We start from the raw sequence: 19411 nt of genomic DNA, 5'->3' as shown, positions 1-19411 counted from the left end.
CGGCGGGGCCACGACCAGAATCCTGGGGATCTCACAGCGTGGTTTATCGAAAGGAAAGGTCTGAACGATGCGGATCAGCCGCTGCATCCCTTTCTCTGATCCGCTGGCCACGCCGCAGGTCGCGGGCTTCAGATCGTTGGTGCCCAGCATCAGGATCACCAGATCCAGAGGGGCCTGCGCCGCCAGCGCAACAGGCAAGGTACGGGTGGCATTGCGATCGGCATTCCCGGCGTGATCGTCGAACGCCGTGTTGCGCCCGCACAGCCCGTCGGAGATCACTTCCACATCCCCCAGTTCCGCGCGCAGCACGTAGGGCCAGCGCGCCTCATGCGGATGGCGGCCACCGTCAACAGGATCGTGCCCCCATGTGAGAGAGTCGCCGTAGGCGAGGATCGTCTTCATGGCACCAGGTTCTCCATGATGAAGTCGAAGTCGATGTCTTCGCCAAGACCGGGCCGGTCAGGGACATGCACGAAACCGTCCGCATCCATAGGGTCGGACAGAGATTTCAGGTAGTCGAAGCCATCATCGTATTCGAGGAACGGATGCAGCAGCCCGCGTTCGTACCAACGGCAGTTCTTGACCGCTGCCACGACCTGAAGGTTCATCGCCGTGTTGCCGTGCACCTCGCAGTGCATGCCAAAGGCTTCGGCCAGATGCAGTGTCTTGAGCGCGGGCGTGATGCCGCCCACATCGTTGACGCCGGTGCGCAGGATATCGCAGGCGCCGGAGGTGATCCATTCGGCGCGATGCCAATGTTTGCCCGCAGCGCTTTCGGGTCCGATGACAGGAATGTCCAAGTTGTCTGACAACCAGCGATAGGAGGACATGGATTGTTCGTCCATCGGCTCTTCGATCCAGTCGAACCCGAGCTTTTCCAGTCCGCGCCCCAGCTCCAGCGCTTCGGTGCGTGAATACCAGTGGAAGGCGTCGATCATCAGGCTGATGTCGGGGCCGACCGCCTCGCGCACGGCGGCGCAGGCCTTCAGGTCCATACGCACATCCGGCGCCCAGCTGACCGGGGGCATCCATGTGTGCAATTTGATCCCCTTGTAGCCGCGCGCCACAAGCGTTTCCGCAAAGCGAGCATAATCTTCGGGCGTGGCAAGACCGTTTTCAATCTCGTCGCCGCACATGATGGAGCCATAGGCCCGCACCTTGTCACGATAGCCGCCAATCAGCTTGTAAACTGGCTGGTTCAGGCTGCGCCCGGCCAGATCCCATAGCGCACAGTCCACTACGGCCAGCGTGCGGTCGGTCAGCTGCGCCGCCGATCCACGCTGCCAATGGGCCAGATCCTGCCACAGGCGTTCCCGGTCGCGGTGGTCCTGTCCGATCAGAACCTTGCGGACGAATTTGTCCAGCACATGCGGGCGCATGACCTCTGGCGGGGCAAAGCTGTGGCCTTCGTGGCCGTCTTCCGTACGGATCGTCAGAATGCCTTGCAACACTTGATGCGGATCGCCGGGATGAGCATGGCCTGCACTGTCCGAGTGGCGTCGTGTCGTGTGCTTGAACACTCGTGCAGAGACATCAGTGATGATCACGTTTGCGGTCCTCGTATTACGGCACGAAACTGTGCCGTTGTTATTTCTGTATGACAGCTTGTAATACAGATTTTCGCGATCCGTCAACCGGTATGGGGTGGTTTTCCGCCATATGGTGGGGCATGGCGGCTGGACGGCAGGGCCTAAAAGCCGCTATTCATGAAATCTGTAGGATAAGAAGAAAGCTGTTCCCTTTGCCCAACACGACGACCTCCACACCTGTGCGCACCCGTGTCGCCCTGATCGCAGAGGATCTGCGGTCCAGAATTGTGTCGGGACAGGTCAAGCCCGGGGATCGTTTGCCCAGCGAAGCAGAACTGACCCGCCAGCACTCTGTGAGCCGTACCGTGGTGCGGGAGGCTTTCGCGCAGTTGCGCACCGAGGGGCTGGTGGAAGCGCGCAAAGGATCAGGCGTCTACGCGCTGGACCCTGTCAAAGTGCAGCAAAAGCCCTTTGCCGATCTTGATACAGAGCGGCTGTCCGGTGTCATCGAGCTGTTCGAGTTGCGCTCCGCGTTTGAAATCCGGTCCGCTGCGCTCGCCGCGTTAAGACGCTCCGGCGCACAGATCGACAAGATCGTGCGGGCGCAGGAGGATCTCTCGAAGTGCTTTGACACCGGCGTATCGACCCGCGAGGCGGACTTTGCCTTTCACTACGCTATTGCCGAAGCCTCTCAAAACAAAAGGTTTCCCGAGTTTCTGTCGCTGATCCGCTCTGGGTTGGTGCCTCGGGTTGAACTGGAGGCAGGCAACGGGCCAGCGCGCGCCTACGTGCCGAACCCGGATCTGGTGGCAGAACACAACCGCATCATTGACGCGATCATCAACGGCGACCCCGACGCCGCCGAGGCCGCCATGAAGGCCCACCTGGAAGGCGGTCTTGACCGCTATCGCTCTTTGCTGCGGACGTCCTATCGCTGACGATATTGCGCCCGCAGCGCATTGTGATGCGGGGCTTGCACCCTTGATTTTGCCCGTTCAGCGGCGCGCATCCTTGGCTCCGGTCGCAATCAATTCGGAAGGGTGATGACCAGATGTGGTGCCCCGTTGGATGTCTTTTGCGGTGATTTCCCGTCGGCTCCGATGGTGCCCCTGATGTGATGGCGCAAGCTTGAAAAGCTCTCGAACTGCACGACGTCGACCGGGGCATTCAGCTGAAGCGAAACCTGAAAATGCCGGCCGACCCTGGTCAGACCCACGATCCGTCCGGTAAAGTCCTGACCCAGATATTGACCGCGGACCTCGGCATCAATCTGTAGCGGGGCCGGCTCTGCCTTGGCCAATCTGGCCTGCAAGGTGTTCCAGTCCCGTGCGCCGTTTTGACGGGCCACCAGCTCCAATGCTTGGGAATGGCTTATTGCCGTTCCCTGCGTCGCAAGCCCTTCGCGCAGAGCACGCGCTTGGGCCTTGGCAGTATGCAGTGATTTCAGTGACATCACGTGTCCTTTTGAAAGGTCAGGCCGAAGCCGCTGGTTGGAGTGCTGTGCGACCGACTGCTGGCAACGATCCAGAGCGCGATCGCAGCCACGATCCCATCTGCGATCGGGAAAGCATACCACATCGCGCCCTCACCCAAGGCAAGCCCCAAGGTGGCGATCAGAAGCGGGCTCAGCAGGAAGGGCTTTGCCAGCGTCAGGGCAGCCGTCACCGCAGGCCGTCCGATGGCTTGAAAATACATGGCGAGCACCAGAACCGGGCCGGTAAAGAGGTATAGCGCGGCCATTTTGTGCAAGACATTTCCGACGCCGGCAATGACCGCCGTCTCTGATACGAAGGCGGGGCCGATCCATGGCTGGCCCAGCAACATGGCCGCTTCGACCGTTCCGCAATAGACAAAAGCAACGATCAGCGCGAGGCGCAGCACCGCATCCGAGCGGTGATAGAGCCTCGCGCCCACGTTGTTGCCCACGATGGCCTGCGTTGCTAGGGCTATCGCCATCATCGGCATAAACGCAAAGCTGAACATCCGCGTCACGATCCCATAGGCGGCGATACTGTCAACATATCCGGGTCCAGCCGAGAGGCGCAGGGTTGTGATGACGGTGGCCGACACCAGGGCGATTCCGACAAAGCTCAGGCTGACAGGTGCGCCAAGCGTCGTGATGGCCCGCCATCCGCCGATCCAGCGCGCCCGCAAAAGGCCTGGGAGCGTCAGGGGCCCCGTGCCAAACAGTCGAAGCCCAAGCAACAGCGCCAGGCCAAGCCCCTGCGCCATCGCTGTCCCCCAGGCCGACCCCGCCACGCCCATGTGCAGTCGCGCAATCAGCAGGTAATCCAGCACGATGTTGGCAAGGGTCACGCCAAGCGACAACAGCGCCATCAAGCCCGCGCGCCCTTCGTTTCGTCCCGCATCGGCATGGACGCTCAGCAGCAATTGTATCGGCGTCGCGCCGATCAGGATCGCGAGATAGGTATAGGCCATGCGCGCGACCACTGGTTGGTTCGCGGCCAAAGTCCTGGTCGCAAGGCCACCGCCCAGTCCGAACAGCGCGATCGACACTGCCGACAGGAACAACGCCAACCCATGCGCCTGTGCAAAGACGGCCTGCGCGTCGCCGGTTTTGCCCGCCCCCAGATGGCGCGCGAGCAGGCTGGACATGCCACTTCCCACCAGCGTCGAAAGCGCAATGGTGATCATGACGGCAGGGAAAACGACACTGACCGCAGCAAGGGCATCCGTCCCCACGAACCGCCCGAGAAAGGCGGCGTCGACCACCGTCAACACGCCGCTCATCAACATGACGACCAGCATGGGCACGGCATTTGCGACAAAAAGCGGCCCGGTCGGGCGCGTCAAAAATCGGTTCTCGGATGCGTTTTGAGACGACATCGCACACTCCTCGTCTGAGGCATTCCGATTGGGATGGGGGCCTGCATTGCCCACCTACGAAATGCTTCGAGGGTGAGGATCGTCTTCGCTTTGGACTTCACCGTGACAAGGTGTCTGCAGGCGGCAGGTGTCCAAGACCTGCAAGCCGTCTAAAGCGGGGGTGTTGCCGGTGTCAAGCGGGACGGACAACGTGTGGAGAGGGGGATGACGCGTGCGAATCTTCCAATGCCCGGTTTCATCCTGATCCGCGCTTTCATCTTCGACTCTGCAGTCATGACAGGAGGACAAAGGATCGCCCTGGAACTGAACCGCGAATCTTCTCCACTGCAGAAATAGTTAAGGAGCCTAACAAGTTAGCGCCTTGGATGGCGAATAATTTTCGTTGATTCATCGAGAATCTTGTGTAAACTATAGGTAATAGAATGATTCAAATTTATTTTACTTTGCGTTCATGAAGCACTTTATCTCTCCCTGATTTTAGGGGATTTTATTGATGTCTAAGGCAAATTTTAATGCAAACCATTCGTGCGCTGCCTCTCAAGCTGCTTTTGCTCTTTGCGACGCTCTCGTTATTTGCCGCAACTCCGGGCGTCGGCATGGCTGATGATGCGCGCGTGTCATGCTTGCCGGGTATGAGCTTCCAGACCAATGACATTCATGTATCAGTCGGGCGCGACGGAGACGGCTTCTGGGCCGAAGAATTCTGGACCCACCCCAAGAATGCCGCTGCCGAAGACGCCTTGGCGGCGCTTGAGACAGGCTCCGAAATTTCCATCTCGGAGCGTTTCTTTCTGGATTTGATGCCGTGGCATTACCCGGAAACGACACCAGCATGTGGCGAAGATGAAGATTGCGCCATGACGCCACTACAAGTCGTGCACCTCTATGCGCCGGAAGTTGACAGCCTATTGCGGCACATCGTGTTTCGCTCTGAAGCGGATACGTTGGTCATGCGCGAAAACGGCGAGGATATTTTACGTATAACCAGTGAACCCCAGCAGCCCGTCCTCGAAGCAGGAGCCGTATTGAGCGGCAGGGTTTTCTGGGTTTCCGCTCGCTATCGGAAGGCCATTGTTTCAACCCCGGCCAGCCGAAAAGAACTTGCGCGCAAAACCAGCGCGTTATTGGAAAAGTGTAATTAAAATCAAAATTTTATCGGATAGGGCACTGAATTATGGCTAACACCACAACGCATACCGCAACCGACAATACTTTTTTGAAAGGGCTGGAGTCCTCGCCTATCTGGAATTTGGCGGATGTTGGCGACCTGACCTATTCTTTCGCAGGGTCAGGCGAATTGACCACCATCAACACGGCAATTACAGACAGTGGTCGCACCGGCACCGCCGTTGCCGTGACGACTGCCATGCAGGGCCACCTCACGGCCGCCCTCAATGGCTGGGCCGCGGTGTCTGGATTGTCCTTCACGGCCGAAGCAACCTTCGACGATGCGAATTTCCAGTTCGGTTTCGCAAACAGCCTTCAATCACCCTCTGGCGGGTTGAACGGCTTCATGCAGTTTCCGTCGACGGGCGGTGAAAGCTTCGGCGTGTTTTCAACAAACACCGGCATGTCGATCACGCCGGAGACCGGCGCAGGTGCGCCGGTCAACCGGGTCTCACTGCATGAAATCGGTCACGGCCTCGCCATGTCGCATCCGCACGGCGCGCCCGGGGTGCCTTGGGCAATTTCCGCTGCCACCGGTGCCGGCGACCATCAGCTCGACAACAACCGCTACACTGTCATGTCGTACGAACGCGGCGGCCTCGACGTCAAATATGACAACAAGGCTTACGGCTATTCCGTCACGCCCATGGCGCTGGACATTGCCGCAATCCAGGCGATGTACGGCGTGGACACCTCCACCAATACCACCGCGACAACCTACAACCTGACAGATGCCGGCACGACGGCGCTCGACCTTGACGGCAGCGATGGCTCCGTGTCGATCGGTCGTGCCTTTTACGCGATCTGGGACAATCAGACTGACGGCGCGCGCGACAAGATCGCCTATTCCGGCGCGATGCGGGTTCTTATCAACCTCAACGATGCGACGCTCGACACAACGGTGAACGCCGAAGACAAGGCCTGGATCGACGATCTGGCCACCTCCGCCACCGTGGCGTCCGACCTTCCGACGGAATTCAAGCTCGACTTCTTTGATAGCGGGATGGGCGCCTCTGCCGAATATCATGCCGGGGGGTTCTTCTCGCGCGTTTTCAGCTCCGCCACGAGCTACGATCTCGGCGGTTATTCCATTGCCAAAGGCGTGGTCATCGAGGACGCTGACGGCAGTTCCGGCAAAGACGTGCTGATCGGCAACCAGGTGGCCAACACGCTTGACGGTAAGGGCGAAGCGGACGTCATCCACGGTGCGGGCGGCGACGACACCATCATTGGCGGTGCCGGTGACGACGAAATGTGGGGCGGTGCGGGCAACGATGACATCGACGGCGGCGATGGCACCGGCGATGTCGCGGCCTTCTCCGGTCTGTGCGCCGAATACACCGTCGAAAAAGATGATACGACGGGGGTCTTTACCGTTACGCATATCACCGATGGCACCGATGGGACCGACACGCTGCGGAACATCGAAAAGCTGAAATTCGCGGATGGTGTCATCGACATTACCGGTGACGGCCCCTATGGCTGTCCGCCGGTCGATTTCATCTTTCTCGTGGACCTGTCCGGATCCTATTCCGATGATCTGGCCAACTTCGTGTCGAACGCGCGGTCCATCGCGGCCTCTGTTCTGGCCACGTCGCCGGACTCCCAGTTTGCCATCGCGTCCTTCGTTGACAAGCCGGAATCTCCCTACGGCAGCGCGGGCGATTACCTTTACCGCGCCGACCTTCCACTGACGGCATCGGTGGCAGATTTCGAAGCCGGTCTCGCCGCGTTGTCCACGCTCAGCGGTGGCGACACGCCCGAAGCGCAGTACGTCGGTCTTTGGCGCGCGGCGAATGGCGTGGGGCTGAACCTGCGGGAAGACACTCAGAAGATCATTCTCATCGCAACGGATGCGCCGGCGCATAGCGCCGCCGACTACGGGCTCGACGAAAACACGATCAGGGACTTCCTTGAAACCGAGGGCATCGTAGTGGCCGGCGATGATGCGGCGGCTGCCGCGGATGTGGCCGGGGAAGACGTGGCCGATGACCACGAGGTCCACTGGGGCGACGAAGTGGGCGAAACCCCGGTCGACGGAACCGAAGAGTACGGCTACGTCCCGTCACTGCCGGACAGCGGCTCAGAGCTGTTTCTCGAAACCCTGGCCAGCCAGTTCGGTATCGGCAATGTTGCCCCGATTTTCGCCGTCACAAGCGGTGCCGAAAGCTTCTACGAAGGCATATCGTCCGCCTTCCGTCGCAGCAGCGTGGTGCCGATTTCCAGCAGCTCCACCGACATCGGGGACTCGGTGCGCGAGGCGTTGCTGGAACTGACCTCTCCCGGTGCCCTTTTGGGTGACGCGGACGACAACCTTTTCGAGGGCACCCCGGGAAATGACATATACGCCGGCAGCCGTGGGTCTGATACCCTCCGCGGTGGCGAGGGTGATGATCTGCTCGACGGGGGTGCCGATGACGACACGGTCGAGGGTGGCGGAGGCGCCGACACCCTCAGCGGCGGCACTGGCGCGGATGAGATCGACGGCGGCTCTGGCGACGACAGCATCGATCCCGGCGCCGGTGTCGACTTGATCACCTTGGGGGATGGTTTCGACAAGGTACTGGGCACTCTGGCGGAACTGCTGGGCGACACCATCACCGACTTCACGCATGAAGACGCGCTCAAGTTCCGTGGTGCAAGCCTCGTCCGTGAAGGCCTGCTGTACGATGCGCTGACCGGCGTCCTCCAGATTGACAGCGACGGCGACGGCGCGTTTGAAGGCTCGTTGACGATCGGCACCGGGCTGAGCGGTGGCGACTTCATGGCGGCGCGCCTCGAAGATGGCACCGACGTCAGTTTCCATAGCTTCCTGGCCCCACTTGCGGAGGGCAGAGCTGTCGGCGCGAGCGAGATCAATGGTATCGTGAACGCTGACTTCCTGAATGGGTTCAACATCACTGACATGTCTGTGACCTTCGCGGCCAATGCCGCAGCGGGCTTCAGCAACACGGTCGGTTACTATGAAATCGACCCGACCGGACAATTGGTCAATGTCACGATCCTGGCCACCAATGCAAAGACCGCCACCGCGCCGATCGACATCACCGTGAGCGATCCCGACAACGACATCGGTTTCTTCCTCGTTCAGGACGGTGCGCGGCGTATCAGCGAGGCCGAGTTCACGGCTGACAGCTTCGAGTTCGTCGACAACGGAGCAGGTGGCTTTGATCTTGCCAGCCAGGGCACGGTCCTCAGCGGGGTCAACGTGTTTTTCTCGCACGATGCCGACCTGAATCCCGATGGGATGGAGCACGTCATGTCCGGGGTCTCTGACGATGATGAGGGTGCCTTGATCATCGGCTTCGAAGATCTGCTGCGCAATGGACGCAGTGACGACGACTTCCAGGACGTTCTCCTCTACGTGGATGTTGCCTGATACGAGGTGCGGTTGACTGCCGAAAGAATGGGATGGCTCTCATCCGAGAGCCATTTCGCTTGTTTAGGGTCGGTCGCGCGGGTCAGGTGCAGACCCGGACGGATCAACAGCGCCGCCGCCAAGGCCGCCCGTTTATGGACGTCACATGACAAACGCCAGACGAGGCGATTAAGTCTGACCAAATTCAGCTGTTGTCTCTCCAACAAGAACGGCGAGCCCTTTGCAGGACCCGCCGAGTAACATCTTTCGATTTCTGCGACGTGCGGCTTCAGGCTGCTTTTTTGGCCGCCGACTGAACCTTCTGGGCTGCGCCTTCTGCGGCGGTGGTCACCTTTGAGCTGATCTCTTCGCCCGCCTTGGAGGTCAACTCAGCGGCTTCGCTGCCGACTTTCTGAGTTTCGGCCGAATAGCTCTGCACGGCGCGCTGGAGCAGTTCTGTCTGCTTTTTCATGAAATCGGTGTAGGCGTTGCCATACTCGGAGACATCGTCGCGAGTTTGCGTCAGCTCGCGCATGTTCCAAAGCGCTTCCTTCGTGGTGTCGCTGGCGATGTCAGTGGCCCGAGTACCGGCGTCGACGAAGATCGTCGCCATGCGCTCATTCATGGTCGCCCACGTTTTGAAGGCATCCTGAACGCCCTGTGCGTTGAACAGGTTCTGAATGTCGTTTGCAGCGGATTGTGTGTTCTGCTTGGCCATGTCGGGTCTCCTTTCGGGAGTGTTTCGTGTCTCGTTCAATTCTACACTCCATCTATTGCTGCACCGCAGCATTTCAACCCCACGATGCCGCAGTGCAGCGTAAAATTTTTCGCGCCGTTTGGACCAGTACCTCCAGAAGGGACTCTGGGCGCGCGGGAGACTGCTCACCGCATCGGCGCAGCCGGGCCTTGGTTGTAGAAGGGAATTACCCAGCGACCCCCGGCTTTTCTCGCAGAAGCCGAAGGTCACAAACAGGGAGGTTGCTTACGGTCTGGCCTCATGGCCAATAGATGATGGCCGCAGCGAGTGAGATCAGCGCAGGCTGCGCGCCGTTCATCGCGTGTGCTCCGGCGCCGGTCCGTCGAGCGGCACCATGTCGAACGCGTCGATGCGGTCCATGACGCGATCGAACCGGAAGGCTCCCGGCGTCTGCGGATAGCCTCGCAGCTCTGTCGGTTCGCCCAGAGAGTGAAAGAAATCCTCGAACACGCCGGGACAGAGCCAGCCGACCATGCAGGTGTAAGGCCGCAGGACGTATTCCTCGGGTCAGGGCTGCTGCCGCGTGCACCAGCACTTCTAATAAGGTTAATTATGTTATATTCACCAGATGATTGCCGGCGGTCATATGCTGTCTGCACTTGGGCAACTACGCCGCCGAAACACCGGTTTGGAATTCACTGGCGTGACAGTTTGAAAACAATCCCGAACAGCTTTGCCAAGGCCGCCCGGGGTTGGTCAGACACAGACGTCACGCGGACAGTGGTCAGTCGAAGACAATCACCTGGCGGATCGCCTCGCCGGCTGCCAGACGTTCGAACCCTTCGTTGATCTCGTCCAGAGTGATCCGGTGCGTCATCAGCTTTTCAATCGGCATTTCACCGGCCTGCATCAGCCGGGCAAAGCGCGGCACGTCGCGCTTGGGGACACAGGACCCGACATACGATCCGCGCAGGGTCTTTTCGCTGACCGTGAGGGATGTCGCGGGGATGGACAGCATGTCATCGGGATGTGGCAGACCGCCCGTGACGGCGGTGCCACCACGTTTCAGGCAATCATAGGCAAACCGCAGCGCCCGGGCAGAGCCTGCCAGTTCGACGGCCACGTCACAGCCGCCGCCGGTCAATTCCCTGAGCTGTTCAAGCGCGCCCTCTGCGGACGGGTCGATGGCATGGGTGGCGCCCAATTCCAGCGCAAAGTCGCGCTTGTCCTTGGCCAGATCCACAGCGATGAGCGGATAGGCACTGGCCGCGATCGCCGCCAGCAGCCCGGCCAAACCGACGCCGCCCAGACCGACGATTGCGCAGCTTTGCCCCGTCCTGAGGTTGGCGGTGTTCAGCACCGCCCCCGCCCCCGTCAGAACAGCGCAGCCCAGCAGCGCGGCCTTTTCCAGCGGGATGGACTTGTCGATGGCGACGCAACTGCCCTGATCAATCACCACGTAATCGGAAAAACACGACACCCCGACATGGTGGTCAATCACCTCGCCATCCAGATGGATGCGCTTGGCCCCGGACAACAGCGTGCCCTTGCCGCCCGCCACGGCCGCCGGTTCGCACAACGCCGGACGGCCTTCGGCACAAGGCGTGCACTGGCCGCACGATGGCGCAAAGACCAGCACCACGTGATCGCCCTTGGCAAAACGGGTGACGCCCTCGCCGACCCCGTCCACCACGCCCGACGCTTCGTGCCCGAGGGCAAGCGGCAGGTCACGGGGCCGATCACCGTTGATCACCGACAGGTCGGAATGACACAAGCCGGCCGCCGCGATCTTGATACGCAGTTCGCCGGGGCCGGGGTCCTCCAGCTCCGCCTCGACAATGCTCAGAGGTTTCGAGTCCGTGTAGGGCCGGGGCAGCTTCATTTCACGCAGCAGGGCGATGCGGGTCTTCATGCCGGTTGGCCTCCTTATTTGATAGCGATAGGATTGATGAATGCCTGAACCGCGCCTTCGAACCGGGGCTGGCCCAGCACGAAGAAAAAGTCCGTCACGCCGTCAGCGGCCAGACCGGACGTGTCCATGACTTCGAGGATGTAGACGCCGTTCTTGGCCAGAAGCTCCTGGTGCGCGGTGAACAAGGTGCCGTCGGGATGTGGCACCACGTCAAGACCCCAGGTGTCCGCGCCCACGGCAACGACACCCTGTTCGGCCAGCCAAGCGGCGGATGTCGCGTCAATTCCGGGCTCGCCCCCGGCAAAGCGTTGAGGCTCGTCTTCAAGCACCGACAACCAGCCGGTGTGAAACAGAACAATATCGCCAGAGGAAAGCGTCAGACCGGCGTCGGATACAGCCTGCTGAACCTCTTCGAGGGTGAACAGCTCGCCCTCGGCCACGACATCGGTGCCACGCAACTTGGCCATATCCAGCAGGACACCGCGTCCAACGATGGGGGGCACATTGTGGATACCCATCTTGGTCAGACCCGTGGTCGCCACGTAATCTTCGGGCGTGTTCCCGTTGTAGAAATGATTGTCGATACCCAGATGGCCCAGCCCGTCGATCTGGCTGCCCAGTCCGACCCAGCCGACGATCATGTCATCGACATAACTCATCGCATTGGACCCCAGGGTACGGCCACCTTCCTGACCCGGCATCATGATGGTGAAATCCAGCTCGCGCGAGCCGAAGCCGGGTGTATTGCGGCCCACCGGCACACCCAGAGCATAGGTCTTGCCCGTGGTGATCAAATCCTTGGCCGACAGCACATTTTCCGGCGTCAGCAGGTTCGCGGCGCCGATTTCATCCTCTGCGCCGTAGGTCGAGGGGTACCACGGGGCATCGTCAGTCTGTGCAAATGCAGGGCTTGCCGCCAGCAGAGCCGCCATGATCACGGTTTTCATGTCTTTTTCCTCCCAGAAAAGTGGCCGGACTTTATGCCTCGGCCGTGCGTTTTTCGCGAACTTCGCCGCGTTCGATGACGTAAAGGGAATCCAGAAGATGCGTCGAATGCACGGCGTCGGATTCTGACAACAGGACCGACAGCCCTTCGCTGCGCAACGTGCCAATCACCTCCATCAGGCGCTGCGCCAGTGCGGGCGCCACGCCCTCGAACGGTTCGTCCAGCAGCAACATCTGTTTGCCGATGATCAGCGCCCGACCCAGCGCGACCAGCTTTTGCTGGCCCCCGGACAATTGCAGCGCCCTGCGATCCTTGAACCGTCCGATTTCGGGCAGTAACTCGTAAACCCAGTTCAGGCGCTTCTGGTCAATCGGCGCGTTCACGGCCCGGATCGGCAGCAAAATATTGTTTTCGACCGTGAATTCCGGAATCAGCCGACGGTCCTCCGGCATATAGCCGACCCCCATGAAGGCCCGCGTGTGCGCCGGTTGGTCCGTGACATCCGTGCCGTCGATCAGGATGCGGCCACTGTCCGCGCGCAGCAGTCCCATGACAGCGCGCATTGTCGTGGTCTTGCCCGCGCCGTTGCGTCCGACCAGCCCGACCGTCTTGTTGTGCGGTACGTGCAGCGCAGCCCCCCGGAGGATCTGCGTCCCGGCGATGGCCGCGTCGAGTCCCTGGATCTCAAGCATGCGAGTCTCCGATCACATATTTTCGCACTTTTTCGTCTTCCAGCACCACGGCGACATTGCCATCGGCCAGAACAGTGCCTTCGTAGAACGCAATCACGCGGTCGGCGTAGCGGCGCACCACATCCATGTCGTGCTCGATGAACAGGATCGTCGCACCGCTGGCGTCCAAGGGGGCAATCGCCGTGTCCATCATCGCCATCTTTTCATCCGCCGACACACCAGAGGTGGGCTCGTCCAGCAGGACCAGACGTGGATCACCCACCGCCGCCATTGCGATATCAAGCTGCTTGCGCGTGCCCTGTGGCAGGGTGCCCGCAGGCGTGTCCGCGATCACCGACAGACCGAACCGGTCCAAGGCGCTGCGCGCAATGTCGATCCGCTCGGGCGTGATGGCCGCCCGCGCCGAAGGTCTGCCGTCCTGTCCGGCGATCAACGCGATCAGCATGTTTTCCAGCACCGTCATTTCGGCAAAGACCTGCGCGATCTGAAACGAACGACGTATGCCGGCCTGCGCTGTCTGGCGCGGGTCCAGCCCGGTGATGTCATGCCCGTCGAACAGGATCTGACCAGCCGAGGGCGTCAGGTATCCGGTGACCATGTTGACGAAGGTCGTCTTGCCCGCGCCGTTCGATCCGATGATGGCGATGCGCTCACCGGACATGACGTCGATGCTGATATCCTTGGCCGCGACCACGCCGCCAAAGGTTTTCTCAAGGCCGATGGTGCGGAACAGTGGCGCGCTCATGTCCGCGCCCTCGCAACCAAAGACCACAACCCGCGCGGCAGCAGCACGATCACCGCCAGCATGGCTGACCCCAGGATCAGCTGCCAGGCGTTCGGCGCAATATCGAGCGCGTAGGTGCGCAACAGTTCCAGCAGGAAATAGGCCATCACAGGGGCCACGACGCTGCCACGCCCCGCCAGCAGCGCGACAAAGACAAACTGGCCCGAGGTGGTCCAGTAGGTCATCTCGGGGTCGACGTGACCGCTCGATATGGCCCACAAACCGCCCCCCAGGCCCGATAGCACAGCGGCCACCGCATAGACCACAAAGACCAGAACACGCGGCGAGGTGCCAAGGTAGCTCAGGCGGATTTCGTTTTCACGCACGGCGTCCAGCATGGCACCGGCCCCTGACCGCAGGTAGGCAAGTGCGCCCAAGCAGCCCGCCAGAACGACAACGCCGGTCAGGGCATAGCTCCAGTCAGGCCGCGCCGCCTGATCGGGAACAAAGCCGAAATAGCTGACGGCGGGGATGTTGAACCCATCGGTGGACCCCAGCGACGCGGCCTTGACCAGCAGGCCGTACAGGATCATCGACACCGCCAGCGTCAGCATTGCGTAAAAGATCTCGCGGTACCGTGACAGCAGCAGCCCCAGCACCAGCCCGATGACCAACGCCGCCAGCGCCGCGGCAGGCAGCAGCAGGGCCACATCGGTGATCCCTGCCTTGGCCGCCAGCAGACCCACGGCATAGCCGCCGATGCAGAAAAACAGACCCTGCCCAAAGGACACCAGCCCCGCGCGCATTTGCAGCATCACACCCAGCGCCACCAGGCCCGACGCCATCGCCGTCTGGATCAGGAACCGCATCCACGAGGGCAGGAAAAAGCCGACAATCACCAGCAGGGCCAGCACAGCCACGAACAGATGATCGCGGCGAAAATCGAGAGTAGGCATCATATCTTGCGTCCTTCGGCCCGCGCAAAAAGTCCATGCGGGCGGATCGCCAGCACCACGGCCATCACCGCATAGATCGCGAACAGTTCGAATTGAGGGGCCACGTGTACACAGATCGCCCGCGCATAGCCGGCAAAGATCGCGCCGACCACGGCACCGGGAATAGAGCCCAGCCCGCCGATCACCACGACGGCAAAGGCGAGGATGATGACCTCTACTCCGATGCCGGGGGTGACAGCGATCTTGGGCGCGGTTGCGGCCCCTGCCACGGCGGCCAGCACCGTGCCAATGGCAAAGGTCAGCGCAAAGATCCGGGTGACGTTCACGCCCATGGCAGCGGCCACTTCGCGGTCGGCCACGACGGCAGTCATCAAGATGCCGGTCCGCGTCCGGTTCAGCCAGTACCACAGACCGATGCCCGCCACGATCGCCAGCCCGACCACCAGCAGGTCATAGACCTGATAGGGAAGATTGCCGAACTCGATATATCCAAAGTAGGCGTAGGGCTGAAACACATAGTAGCTTTCGACGCCCCAGGTCAGCTTCACCGCGTCCGACAGGATCAGGAAAAGCGCATATGTGACCAGCACCATGATGACCTCGTCCTGACCATACAGTTTGCGCAGCACAACCCGTTCGATCAGCAGGCCGACGACAAAGCCCGCGACAAGCGCAGACAGTCCCATCATCAAAAAAGCACCCGCTTCCGGCAGTCCGGCACTGTAGTACAGCCCCAGTGCCGAGGCGCAAACATAGGCACCGATGGCGTAGAACGCACCATGCGCGATATTCAGGATGCGCATGACGCCGTAGATTAACGTCAGACCCACGGCGACAAGGAACAGCCAGGCCGAATAATTCAGCCCGTCCAGCAGGATCGCGACAAGTTTCATGAAGGCACCTCAAGGGTCAGAAGCCCGGGCGGACATCCTGTCAGGACACGCCCGGGCGGTTGCTCGGGGTCAGATCAGTTACAGCTCGCGCCGGGGAAGCCCGCTTCGATCCAGGCCGCCGCCGTGGTGTCGTTGGGCGGGTTCACGCACTCCGCCGCATAGGCGATAACATTTTCCACACCCGGATTGCCGTCGGCATCCTGTTTGTACGTCCCATAGGCGATGCCCTGGACCGCCTGATGACCATTGCCGATGGCCATGCGCACCGTTCCCGCCGGCGTTTCGTACTCAAGGTTCTCGAACGCCTTGGCGATGGCCGCAGGGTCGTCGGACCCAGCCTTTTCCCAAGCGGATTTCAGACCCAACAGCGCCTGCGCCATTTTCCACGCGGGATAGGACGGCGGCTGACCGTGCGCCTTTTCATACGCATCGCGGAACCAGGTGGCCAATTCGCTTTCGGGCGCGAAATAGCTGTACGGCCCACGTGCGCCAATGATCGCGCCTTCGGGGATCTCGTTGGGCAGGCGTTGCATCGCCGCCTCGCCGGTGGTCATGACGACCGCGGACCGGGCGAACAATCCGCGCGGAGCGGCCTGCAGGATGAAGGCTTCGAGATCACCGCCCCAGAACGAGGTGTGGATCGCCTTGGCCCCCGATGTCAGGAGCGCAGAAATCTCGGCACCGTACTGGCCCGCGAACACTTGGGGGAACTGTTCCGTCGCGATGTCGGACCCGGTGTCCAGCGCGATCAGGGAGCCGGTGAAATCCGCCCAGGCATCCTGTCCCCAGGCATAGTTCTGGTTGATGCCCGCAACTTCGGACATGTCGACACCGGTATCCACCAGATATCGCGCCGCGCCCACGGAATCGATGGTGCCTGTCGGCCCGGTCCGGAACAGATAGGTCGGGTCTGTGACAACGCTTTCAAAGATCTGCGGTGTGCCGCAATCCACCAGAACGGTCAGCTGCTGCAATTCTTCGGCCAGTGGCGCGACGGCCTTGCAATTGCCGGACGAGGTATAGCCGACCACGGCATCCACACCTTCGCGTTCTGCCATGTTGCGATATTCCTGAACCGCATCGGCAGCTTCATCGACATAATTGGCCTCAACCATGCGGCCGTTGATGCCCTTGGTGTCATAGGGCGCGGGCAAATTGCCTGCGTTCAGCTCTGCAATGATCACCTCGGCGGCGTTGCGCTGCGGCAAACCGAACGGCCCGGATGCCGCGCCCGACAGGAACACAGGAATGCCCAGAGTGATCGGCTCCTGATCCTGCGCCTGCACGGCTCCAGCGATCAGGCACAGCGAAGCCGTGCCCGCAAGGACAGTTTTCAACGTCATGATTTCCTCCCGTTACGCGCATGCTGTTGGTCGCACGCTGCGTTTCATACCCGGGAGTATGAAAGTATTTTGCGGGAATGCAACATAAGTCTGCAGAATTTTCAATCTGTCCGAGAAAGGATCCCATGCACCTGACCGCGCGCCAGGGTCTGCGCGATCTGTTCCCGGGACGGGCCCTGTCCATCAAGCGATTGACGATACCAGATGGCCATCCAGTTGATTGCGCCCAGCATGGCCTTGACTGCCAGAGATGCGTCGTCTTGGCGCACCGACCCGTCCTCGATTCCGGCGTCAAAGGCATGGCGGAACCGCATCTCGAACTTCTGGCGCGCCGCGTTCAGATCGGACAGGATGCTGCGCTGTTCATCGGACAGCCCGGACATGCGCTGCATCTGCACCCCTTGAATCACAACACTGACAAAGTCGGTGTCGGTCATCATCGTCATCGCGTGCGCGCGCAGCATGCTTTCAAGTCGCAGCGCGCCGCTTTGCTCGGGCTTGTCCGCCGCGTCAATGCCGGCGAACAGCCGCGTCATCGCGACAGTATAGACTGCGAGCAACAGGTCCGTCTTTGACTTGAAATGGTTGTAGACCATCCCTTTGGTCGCCGAGACATGCTGCGCCACCATTGTCATGGTGGTCCGTTCATATCCGTGCTCCGCGAAACAGGCCGCCGCCGCGGCGACAATCTGATCCACATCCACGCGCTGCGGGCGGCCAATAGACGGGCGTCCACAGCCCTCAACCTTCTCCATGAATCCCACTCCAATAGTCTCGGGTCAGGCTTCATAACCAATAAATGACAATGGATGCGAGGGCGATGGCTGAGAGGAATGTCATGGGACAGGAGTCGCGGCGGGCCGCAACTCGTCACCATGCGACCCTTTCTGCCAATCGACTGAAACGTAACGCCGCATTTATCAATGAAAGAGCAGCGCCGACCAACGGACCGTTTGATTTGACGCCGAGCGGCACGCCCTCGGTTGAAAACGTAACCTGACCGCAACAGATCACTGGCCGGAAAAGCGCCCGCTCCAGCCTGCTTGCATGGCCGAGCACACGCCGTCTGTCAGGCGATTCCGCTGACCTGCAACTCCGCGACGTGTCGGGCAATCAGCTGTTGTTGTTCGGGGGTTTCATCCGGGCGCGGGCGATACCAGATCGCCATCCAGTTCACCGCCCCCAGCAAGCCCTTCACCGCCAGCGACACGTCCGCGCCTTCGCGAACGCTGCCGTCTGCCTGGCCTTCGCGCATCGTCTCGACAAAAAGCTGTTCGAAGCGGTGCCGGATGTCCATCAGCTCATCCAGGCTGACGCGCTGTTCTGGGGTCGTGGCGCTGAGCCGATGCATGTGCACGCCCTGCACGACGACCGCCTCATAGGCCGTGTTCTGCATCATGGTCAGGGCGTGCGCCTCGATCATGTGCAGAAGTTTTTCGCGCCCCGTGCCGCCTTGCGACATTGCAGAGTTCACGGCATCCATAAGCCGCCGCATACCCTCGCGGTGCACCTCGAAGAACAGGTCCGTCTTGGAGCGGAAGTAGTGGTATATTCGCCCCTTGGTTGCACCAAGGCGACGGGCGACGTCGTCGATGCTGGTGCCCTGAAATCCCATTTCGGTAAAGCAAAGCGCAGCGCAATCCAGAATTTCGGCAACGCTGTCTGCCAGATGACCCGAATCTTCCTGACCTCGCGTTTTCGAAGCCCATTCGCGGTGCATGTCGTGGTTCGCCACCTGGCTCCTCCTGAAGGCAATTCAATTTGGTCACGTCCTTTCAGCCATAGAGCCGATCGCAAAATCGAACAACCTTGTTCGCGATCCGCAAGGGGTCTGGACAGTTCCCACCTCGCATACTACTGAGTATGTCGCAAGATGAAAGTCACGCCCGACCAAGGACCTCCGCAATGCAAGATGCCCAAGCAACGCTCGTTTCCGACTGGATTGAAGTTGATCAAAAGATTGTCGACGGCTTCGCCGACGCGATCAACGACCACCAGTTCATCCATGTCGACCCTGCGCGCGCAAAGGCCGAAACCGCATATGGCGGCACCATCGTGCACGGGTTCTACCTGCTTTCCATGCTGACAGCCTTTACCCGAAGCGCCCTGCCGCCCCCGGCGCCCGGCTCGGTCGAGGTGAACTACGGCTTCGACAAGGTGCGCTTTCTTGCGCCGGTGCCGGTGGGATCGCGCCTGCGCGCCAGCTTTGTCCTGCAGACAGAGACGCCCAAGGCAGGCGGCATGCTGCGCAACTATGCCGTGAGCGTGCATATCGAAGGCACCGACCGCCCGGCCCTAGCGGCAAGCTGGCTGGTGCTGGAGACCCGCGGCTGAACGCCCGCCCGGT

19 protein-coding genes and 1 pseudogene are annotated in these 19411 nt (G+C 60.9%); 4 read left to right on the top strand and 16 right to left on the bottom strand.

The window, feature by feature from the left end; translation table 11 throughout:
• On the bottom strand, window positions 1–402 hold a 402-nt coding region (locus GGQ68_RS22520; RefSeq protein WP_246429508.1), incomplete at its 3' end, for a GDSL-type esterase/lipase family protein.
• Entirely contained in the window at window positions 399–1547 is a 1149-nt protein-coding gene (locus tag GGQ68_RS22515; RefSeq protein WP_183970010.1) for an enolase C-terminal domain-like protein, read from the bottom strand. The genes GGQ68_RS22515 and GGQ68_RS22520, both read right to left, overlap by 4 nt.
• A 194-nt stretch (window positions 1548–1741) precedes the next feature.
• Here GGQ68_RS22515 and GGQ68_RS22510 point away from each other — a divergent pair, with 194 nt between their 5' ends.
• A complete protein-coding gene (locus GGQ68_RS22510; RefSeq protein WP_183970008.1) occupies window positions 1742–2467 on the top strand; it encodes a FadR/GntR family transcriptional regulator in 726 nt (241 codons plus the stop codon).
• Window positions 2468–2556: 89 nt separating this feature from the next.
• On the opposite strand, the gene GGQ68_RS22505 is transcribed toward GGQ68_RS22510, so the two are convergent.
• Window positions 2557–2982 (bottom strand): glyoxalase superfamily protein, encoded by a 426-nt coding sequence (locus tag GGQ68_RS22505; RefSeq protein WP_183970007.1) that lies wholly within the window; start codon window positions 2980–2982, stop codon window positions 2557–2559.
• Entirely contained in the window at window positions 2982–4376 is a 1395-nt protein-coding gene (locus GGQ68_RS22500) for an MATE family efflux transporter (protein WP_183970005.1), read from the bottom strand. Before GGQ68_RS22500 ends, GGQ68_RS22505 begins: the two co-directional genes overlap by 1 nt.
• 512 nt (window positions 4377–4888) lie before the next feature.
• On the opposite strand from GGQ68_RS22500, the gene GGQ68_RS22495 reads away from it, so the two are divergent.
• The gene (locus tag GGQ68_RS22495) at window positions 4889–5518 is read left to right on the top strand and encodes a hypothetical protein (RefSeq protein WP_183970004.1); all 630 of its coding nucleotides are present in this window, start codon (window positions 4889–4891) and stop codon (window positions 5516–5518) included.
• Window positions 5519–5550: 32 nt separating this feature from the next.
• Entirely contained in the window at window positions 5551–8922 is a 3372-nt protein-coding gene (locus GGQ68_RS22490) for a DUF4114 domain-containing protein (RefSeq protein WP_183970002.1), read from the top strand.
• A 268-nt stretch (window positions 8923–9190) separates the two neighbouring features.
• On the opposite strand, the gene GGQ68_RS22485 is transcribed toward GGQ68_RS22490, so the two are convergent.
• The 12 genes and pseudogenes from GGQ68_RS22485 to GGQ68_RS22435 form a co-directional block, all read right to left on the bottom strand.
• Window positions 9191–9619 (bottom strand): phasin family protein, encoded by a 429-nt coding sequence (locus GGQ68_RS22485; protein WP_183970000.1) that lies wholly within the window; start codon window positions 9617–9619, stop codon window positions 9191–9193.
• A 333-nt stretch (window positions 9620–9952) separates the two neighbouring features.
• On the bottom strand, window positions 9953–10132 hold the full coding sequence (locus GGQ68_RS22480; RefSeq protein WP_183969998.1) for a hypothetical protein: 180 nt from the start codon (window positions 10130–10132) through the stop codon (window positions 9953–9955).
• A 250-nt stretch (window positions 10133–10382) separates the two neighbouring features.
• On the bottom strand, window positions 10383–11510 hold the full coding sequence (locus GGQ68_RS22475) for a zinc-dependent alcohol dehydrogenase family protein (protein ID WP_183969996.1): 1128 nt from the start codon (window positions 11508–11510) through the stop codon (window positions 10383–10385).
• Between the two features lie 14 nt (window positions 11511–11524).
• Complete coding sequence (locus GGQ68_RS22470) at window positions 11525–12457, bottom strand: cyclase family protein (protein ID WP_183969994.1); 933 nt, start codon at window positions 12455–12457, stop codon at window positions 11525–11527.
• Window positions 12458–12488: 31 nt separating this feature from the next.
• On the bottom strand, window positions 12489–13148 hold the full coding sequence (locus GGQ68_RS22465; protein ID WP_183969992.1) for an ATP-binding cassette domain-containing protein: 660 nt from the start codon (window positions 13146–13148) through the stop codon (window positions 12489–12491).
• Window positions 13141–13893: an ABC transporter ATP-binding protein gene (locus GGQ68_RS22460; RefSeq protein ID WP_183969990.1), complete on the bottom strand. Its 753-nt coding sequence runs from the start codon at window positions 13891–13893 to the stop codon at window positions 13141–13143. Before GGQ68_RS22460 ends, GGQ68_RS22465 begins: the two co-directional genes overlap by 8 nt.
• A complete protein-coding gene (locus tag GGQ68_RS22455; protein WP_221235697.1) occupies window positions 13890–14831 on the bottom strand; it encodes a branched-chain amino acid ABC transporter permease in 942 nt (313 codons plus the stop codon). The genes GGQ68_RS22460 and GGQ68_RS22455 overlap by 4 nt, the downstream gene beginning before the upstream one ends.
• Complete coding sequence (locus tag GGQ68_RS22450) at window positions 14828–15721, bottom strand: branched-chain amino acid ABC transporter permease (protein ID WP_183969988.1); 894 nt, start codon at window positions 15719–15721, stop codon at window positions 14828–14830. Before GGQ68_RS22450 ends, GGQ68_RS22455 begins: the two co-directional genes overlap by 4 nt.
• Window positions 15722–15795: 74 nt before the next feature.
• A complete protein-coding gene (locus GGQ68_RS22445) occupies window positions 15796–17064 on the bottom strand; it encodes an ABC transporter substrate-binding protein (RefSeq protein WP_183969986.1) in 1269 nt (422 codons plus the stop codon).
• Between the two features lie 101 nt (window positions 17065–17165).
• Window positions 17166–17819 carry a TetR/AcrR family transcriptional regulator gene (locus GGQ68_RS22440; RefSeq protein ID WP_183969984.1) on the bottom strand — a complete coding sequence of 218 codons (654 nt, stop codon included), beginning with the start codon at window positions 17817–17819 and terminating at the stop codon, window positions 17166–17168.
• Between the two features lie 31 nt (window positions 17820–17850).
• Window positions 17851–17934 (bottom strand): annotated as a pseudogene (locus GGQ68_RS24495) (IS5/IS1182 family transposase); the annotation flags it as partial.
• Window positions 17935–18133: 199 nt separating this feature from the next.
• A complete protein-coding gene (locus GGQ68_RS22435; RefSeq protein ID WP_221235696.1) occupies window positions 18134–18799 on the bottom strand; it encodes a TetR-type transcription factor C-terminal domain-containing protein in 666 nt (221 codons plus the stop codon).
• A gap of 170 nt (window positions 18800–18969) precedes the next feature.
• On the opposite strand from GGQ68_RS22435, the gene GGQ68_RS22430 reads away from it, so the two are divergent.
• Complete coding sequence (locus tag GGQ68_RS22430) at window positions 18970–19398, top strand: MaoC family dehydratase (protein ID WP_183969982.1); 429 nt, start codon at window positions 18970–18972, stop codon at window positions 19396–19398.
• The last annotated feature ends 13 nt before the right edge of the window (window positions 19399–19411 follow it).

Source organism: Sagittula marina (assembly GCF_014196795.1).
Taxonomy (GTDB): domain Bacteria; phylum Pseudomonadota; class Alphaproteobacteria; order Rhodobacterales; family Rhodobacteraceae; genus Sagittula; species Sagittula marina.
The sequence above is the reverse complement of the archived record's forward strand: the minus strand, read 5'-3'. Positions and strand labels throughout refer to the sequence as shown.

What these genes read in the sequence shown, in the direction of transcription:
- GGQ68_RS22490 (WP_183970002.1), top strand. Translation starts at nt 5,551, where the DNA reads ATGGCTAACACCACAACGCATACCGCAACCGACAATACTTTTTTGAAA.
- GGQ68_RS22455 (WP_221235697.1), bottom strand. Translation starts at nt 14,831, where the DNA reads ATGATGCCTACTCTCGATTTTCGCCGCGATCATCTGTTCGTGGCTGTG.
- GGQ68_RS22465 (WP_183969992.1), bottom strand. Translation starts at nt 13,148, where the DNA reads ATGCTTGAGATCCAGGGACTCGACGCGGCCATCGCCGGGACGCAGATC.
- GGQ68_RS22505 (WP_183970007.1), bottom strand. Translation starts at nt 2,982, where the DNA reads ATGTCACTGAAATCACTGCATACTGCCAAGGCCCAAGCGCGTGCTCTG.
- GGQ68_RS22450 (WP_183969988.1), bottom strand. Translation starts at nt 15,721, where the DNA reads ATGAAACTTGTCGCGATCCTGCTGGACGGGCTGAATTATTCGGCCTGG.
- GGQ68_RS22480 (WP_183969998.1), bottom strand. Translation starts at nt 10,132, where the DNA reads ATGGTCGGCTGGCTCTGTCCCGGCGTGTTCGAGGATTTCTTTCACTCT.
- GGQ68_RS22475 (WP_183969996.1), bottom strand. Translation starts at nt 11,510, where the DNA reads ATGAAGACCCGCATCGCCCTGCTGCGTGAAATGAAGCTGCCCCGGCCC.
- GGQ68_RS22445 (WP_183969986.1), bottom strand. Translation starts at nt 17,064, where the DNA reads ATGACGTTGAAAACTGTCCTTGCGGGCACGGCTTCGCTGTGCCTGATC.
- GGQ68_RS22500 (WP_183970005.1), bottom strand. Translation starts at nt 4,376, where the DNA reads ATGTCGTCTCAAAACGCATCCGAGAACCGATTTTTGACGCGCCCGACC.
- GGQ68_RS22485 (WP_183970000.1), bottom strand. Translation starts at nt 9,619, where the DNA reads ATGGCCAAGCAGAACACACAATCCGCTGCAAACGACATTCAGAACCTG.
- GGQ68_RS22495 (WP_183970004.1), top strand. Translation starts at nt 4,889, where the DNA reads ATGCAAACCATTCGTGCGCTGCCTCTCAAGCTGCTTTTGCTCTTTGCG.
- GGQ68_RS22430 (WP_183969982.1), top strand. Translation starts at nt 18,970, where the DNA reads ATGCAAGATGCCCAAGCAACGCTCGTTTCCGACTGGATTGAAGTTGAT.
- GGQ68_RS22460 (WP_183969990.1), bottom strand. Translation starts at nt 13,893, where the DNA reads ATGAGCGCGCCACTGTTCCGCACCATCGGCCTTGAGAAAACCTTTGGC.
- GGQ68_RS22440 (WP_183969984.1), bottom strand. Translation starts at nt 17,819, where the DNA reads ATGGAGAAGGTTGAGGGCTGTGGACGCCCGTCTATTGGCCGCCCGCAG.
- GGQ68_RS22470 (WP_183969994.1), bottom strand. Translation starts at nt 12,457, where the DNA reads ATGAAAACCGTGATCATGGCGGCTCTGCTGGCGGCAAGCCCTGCATTT.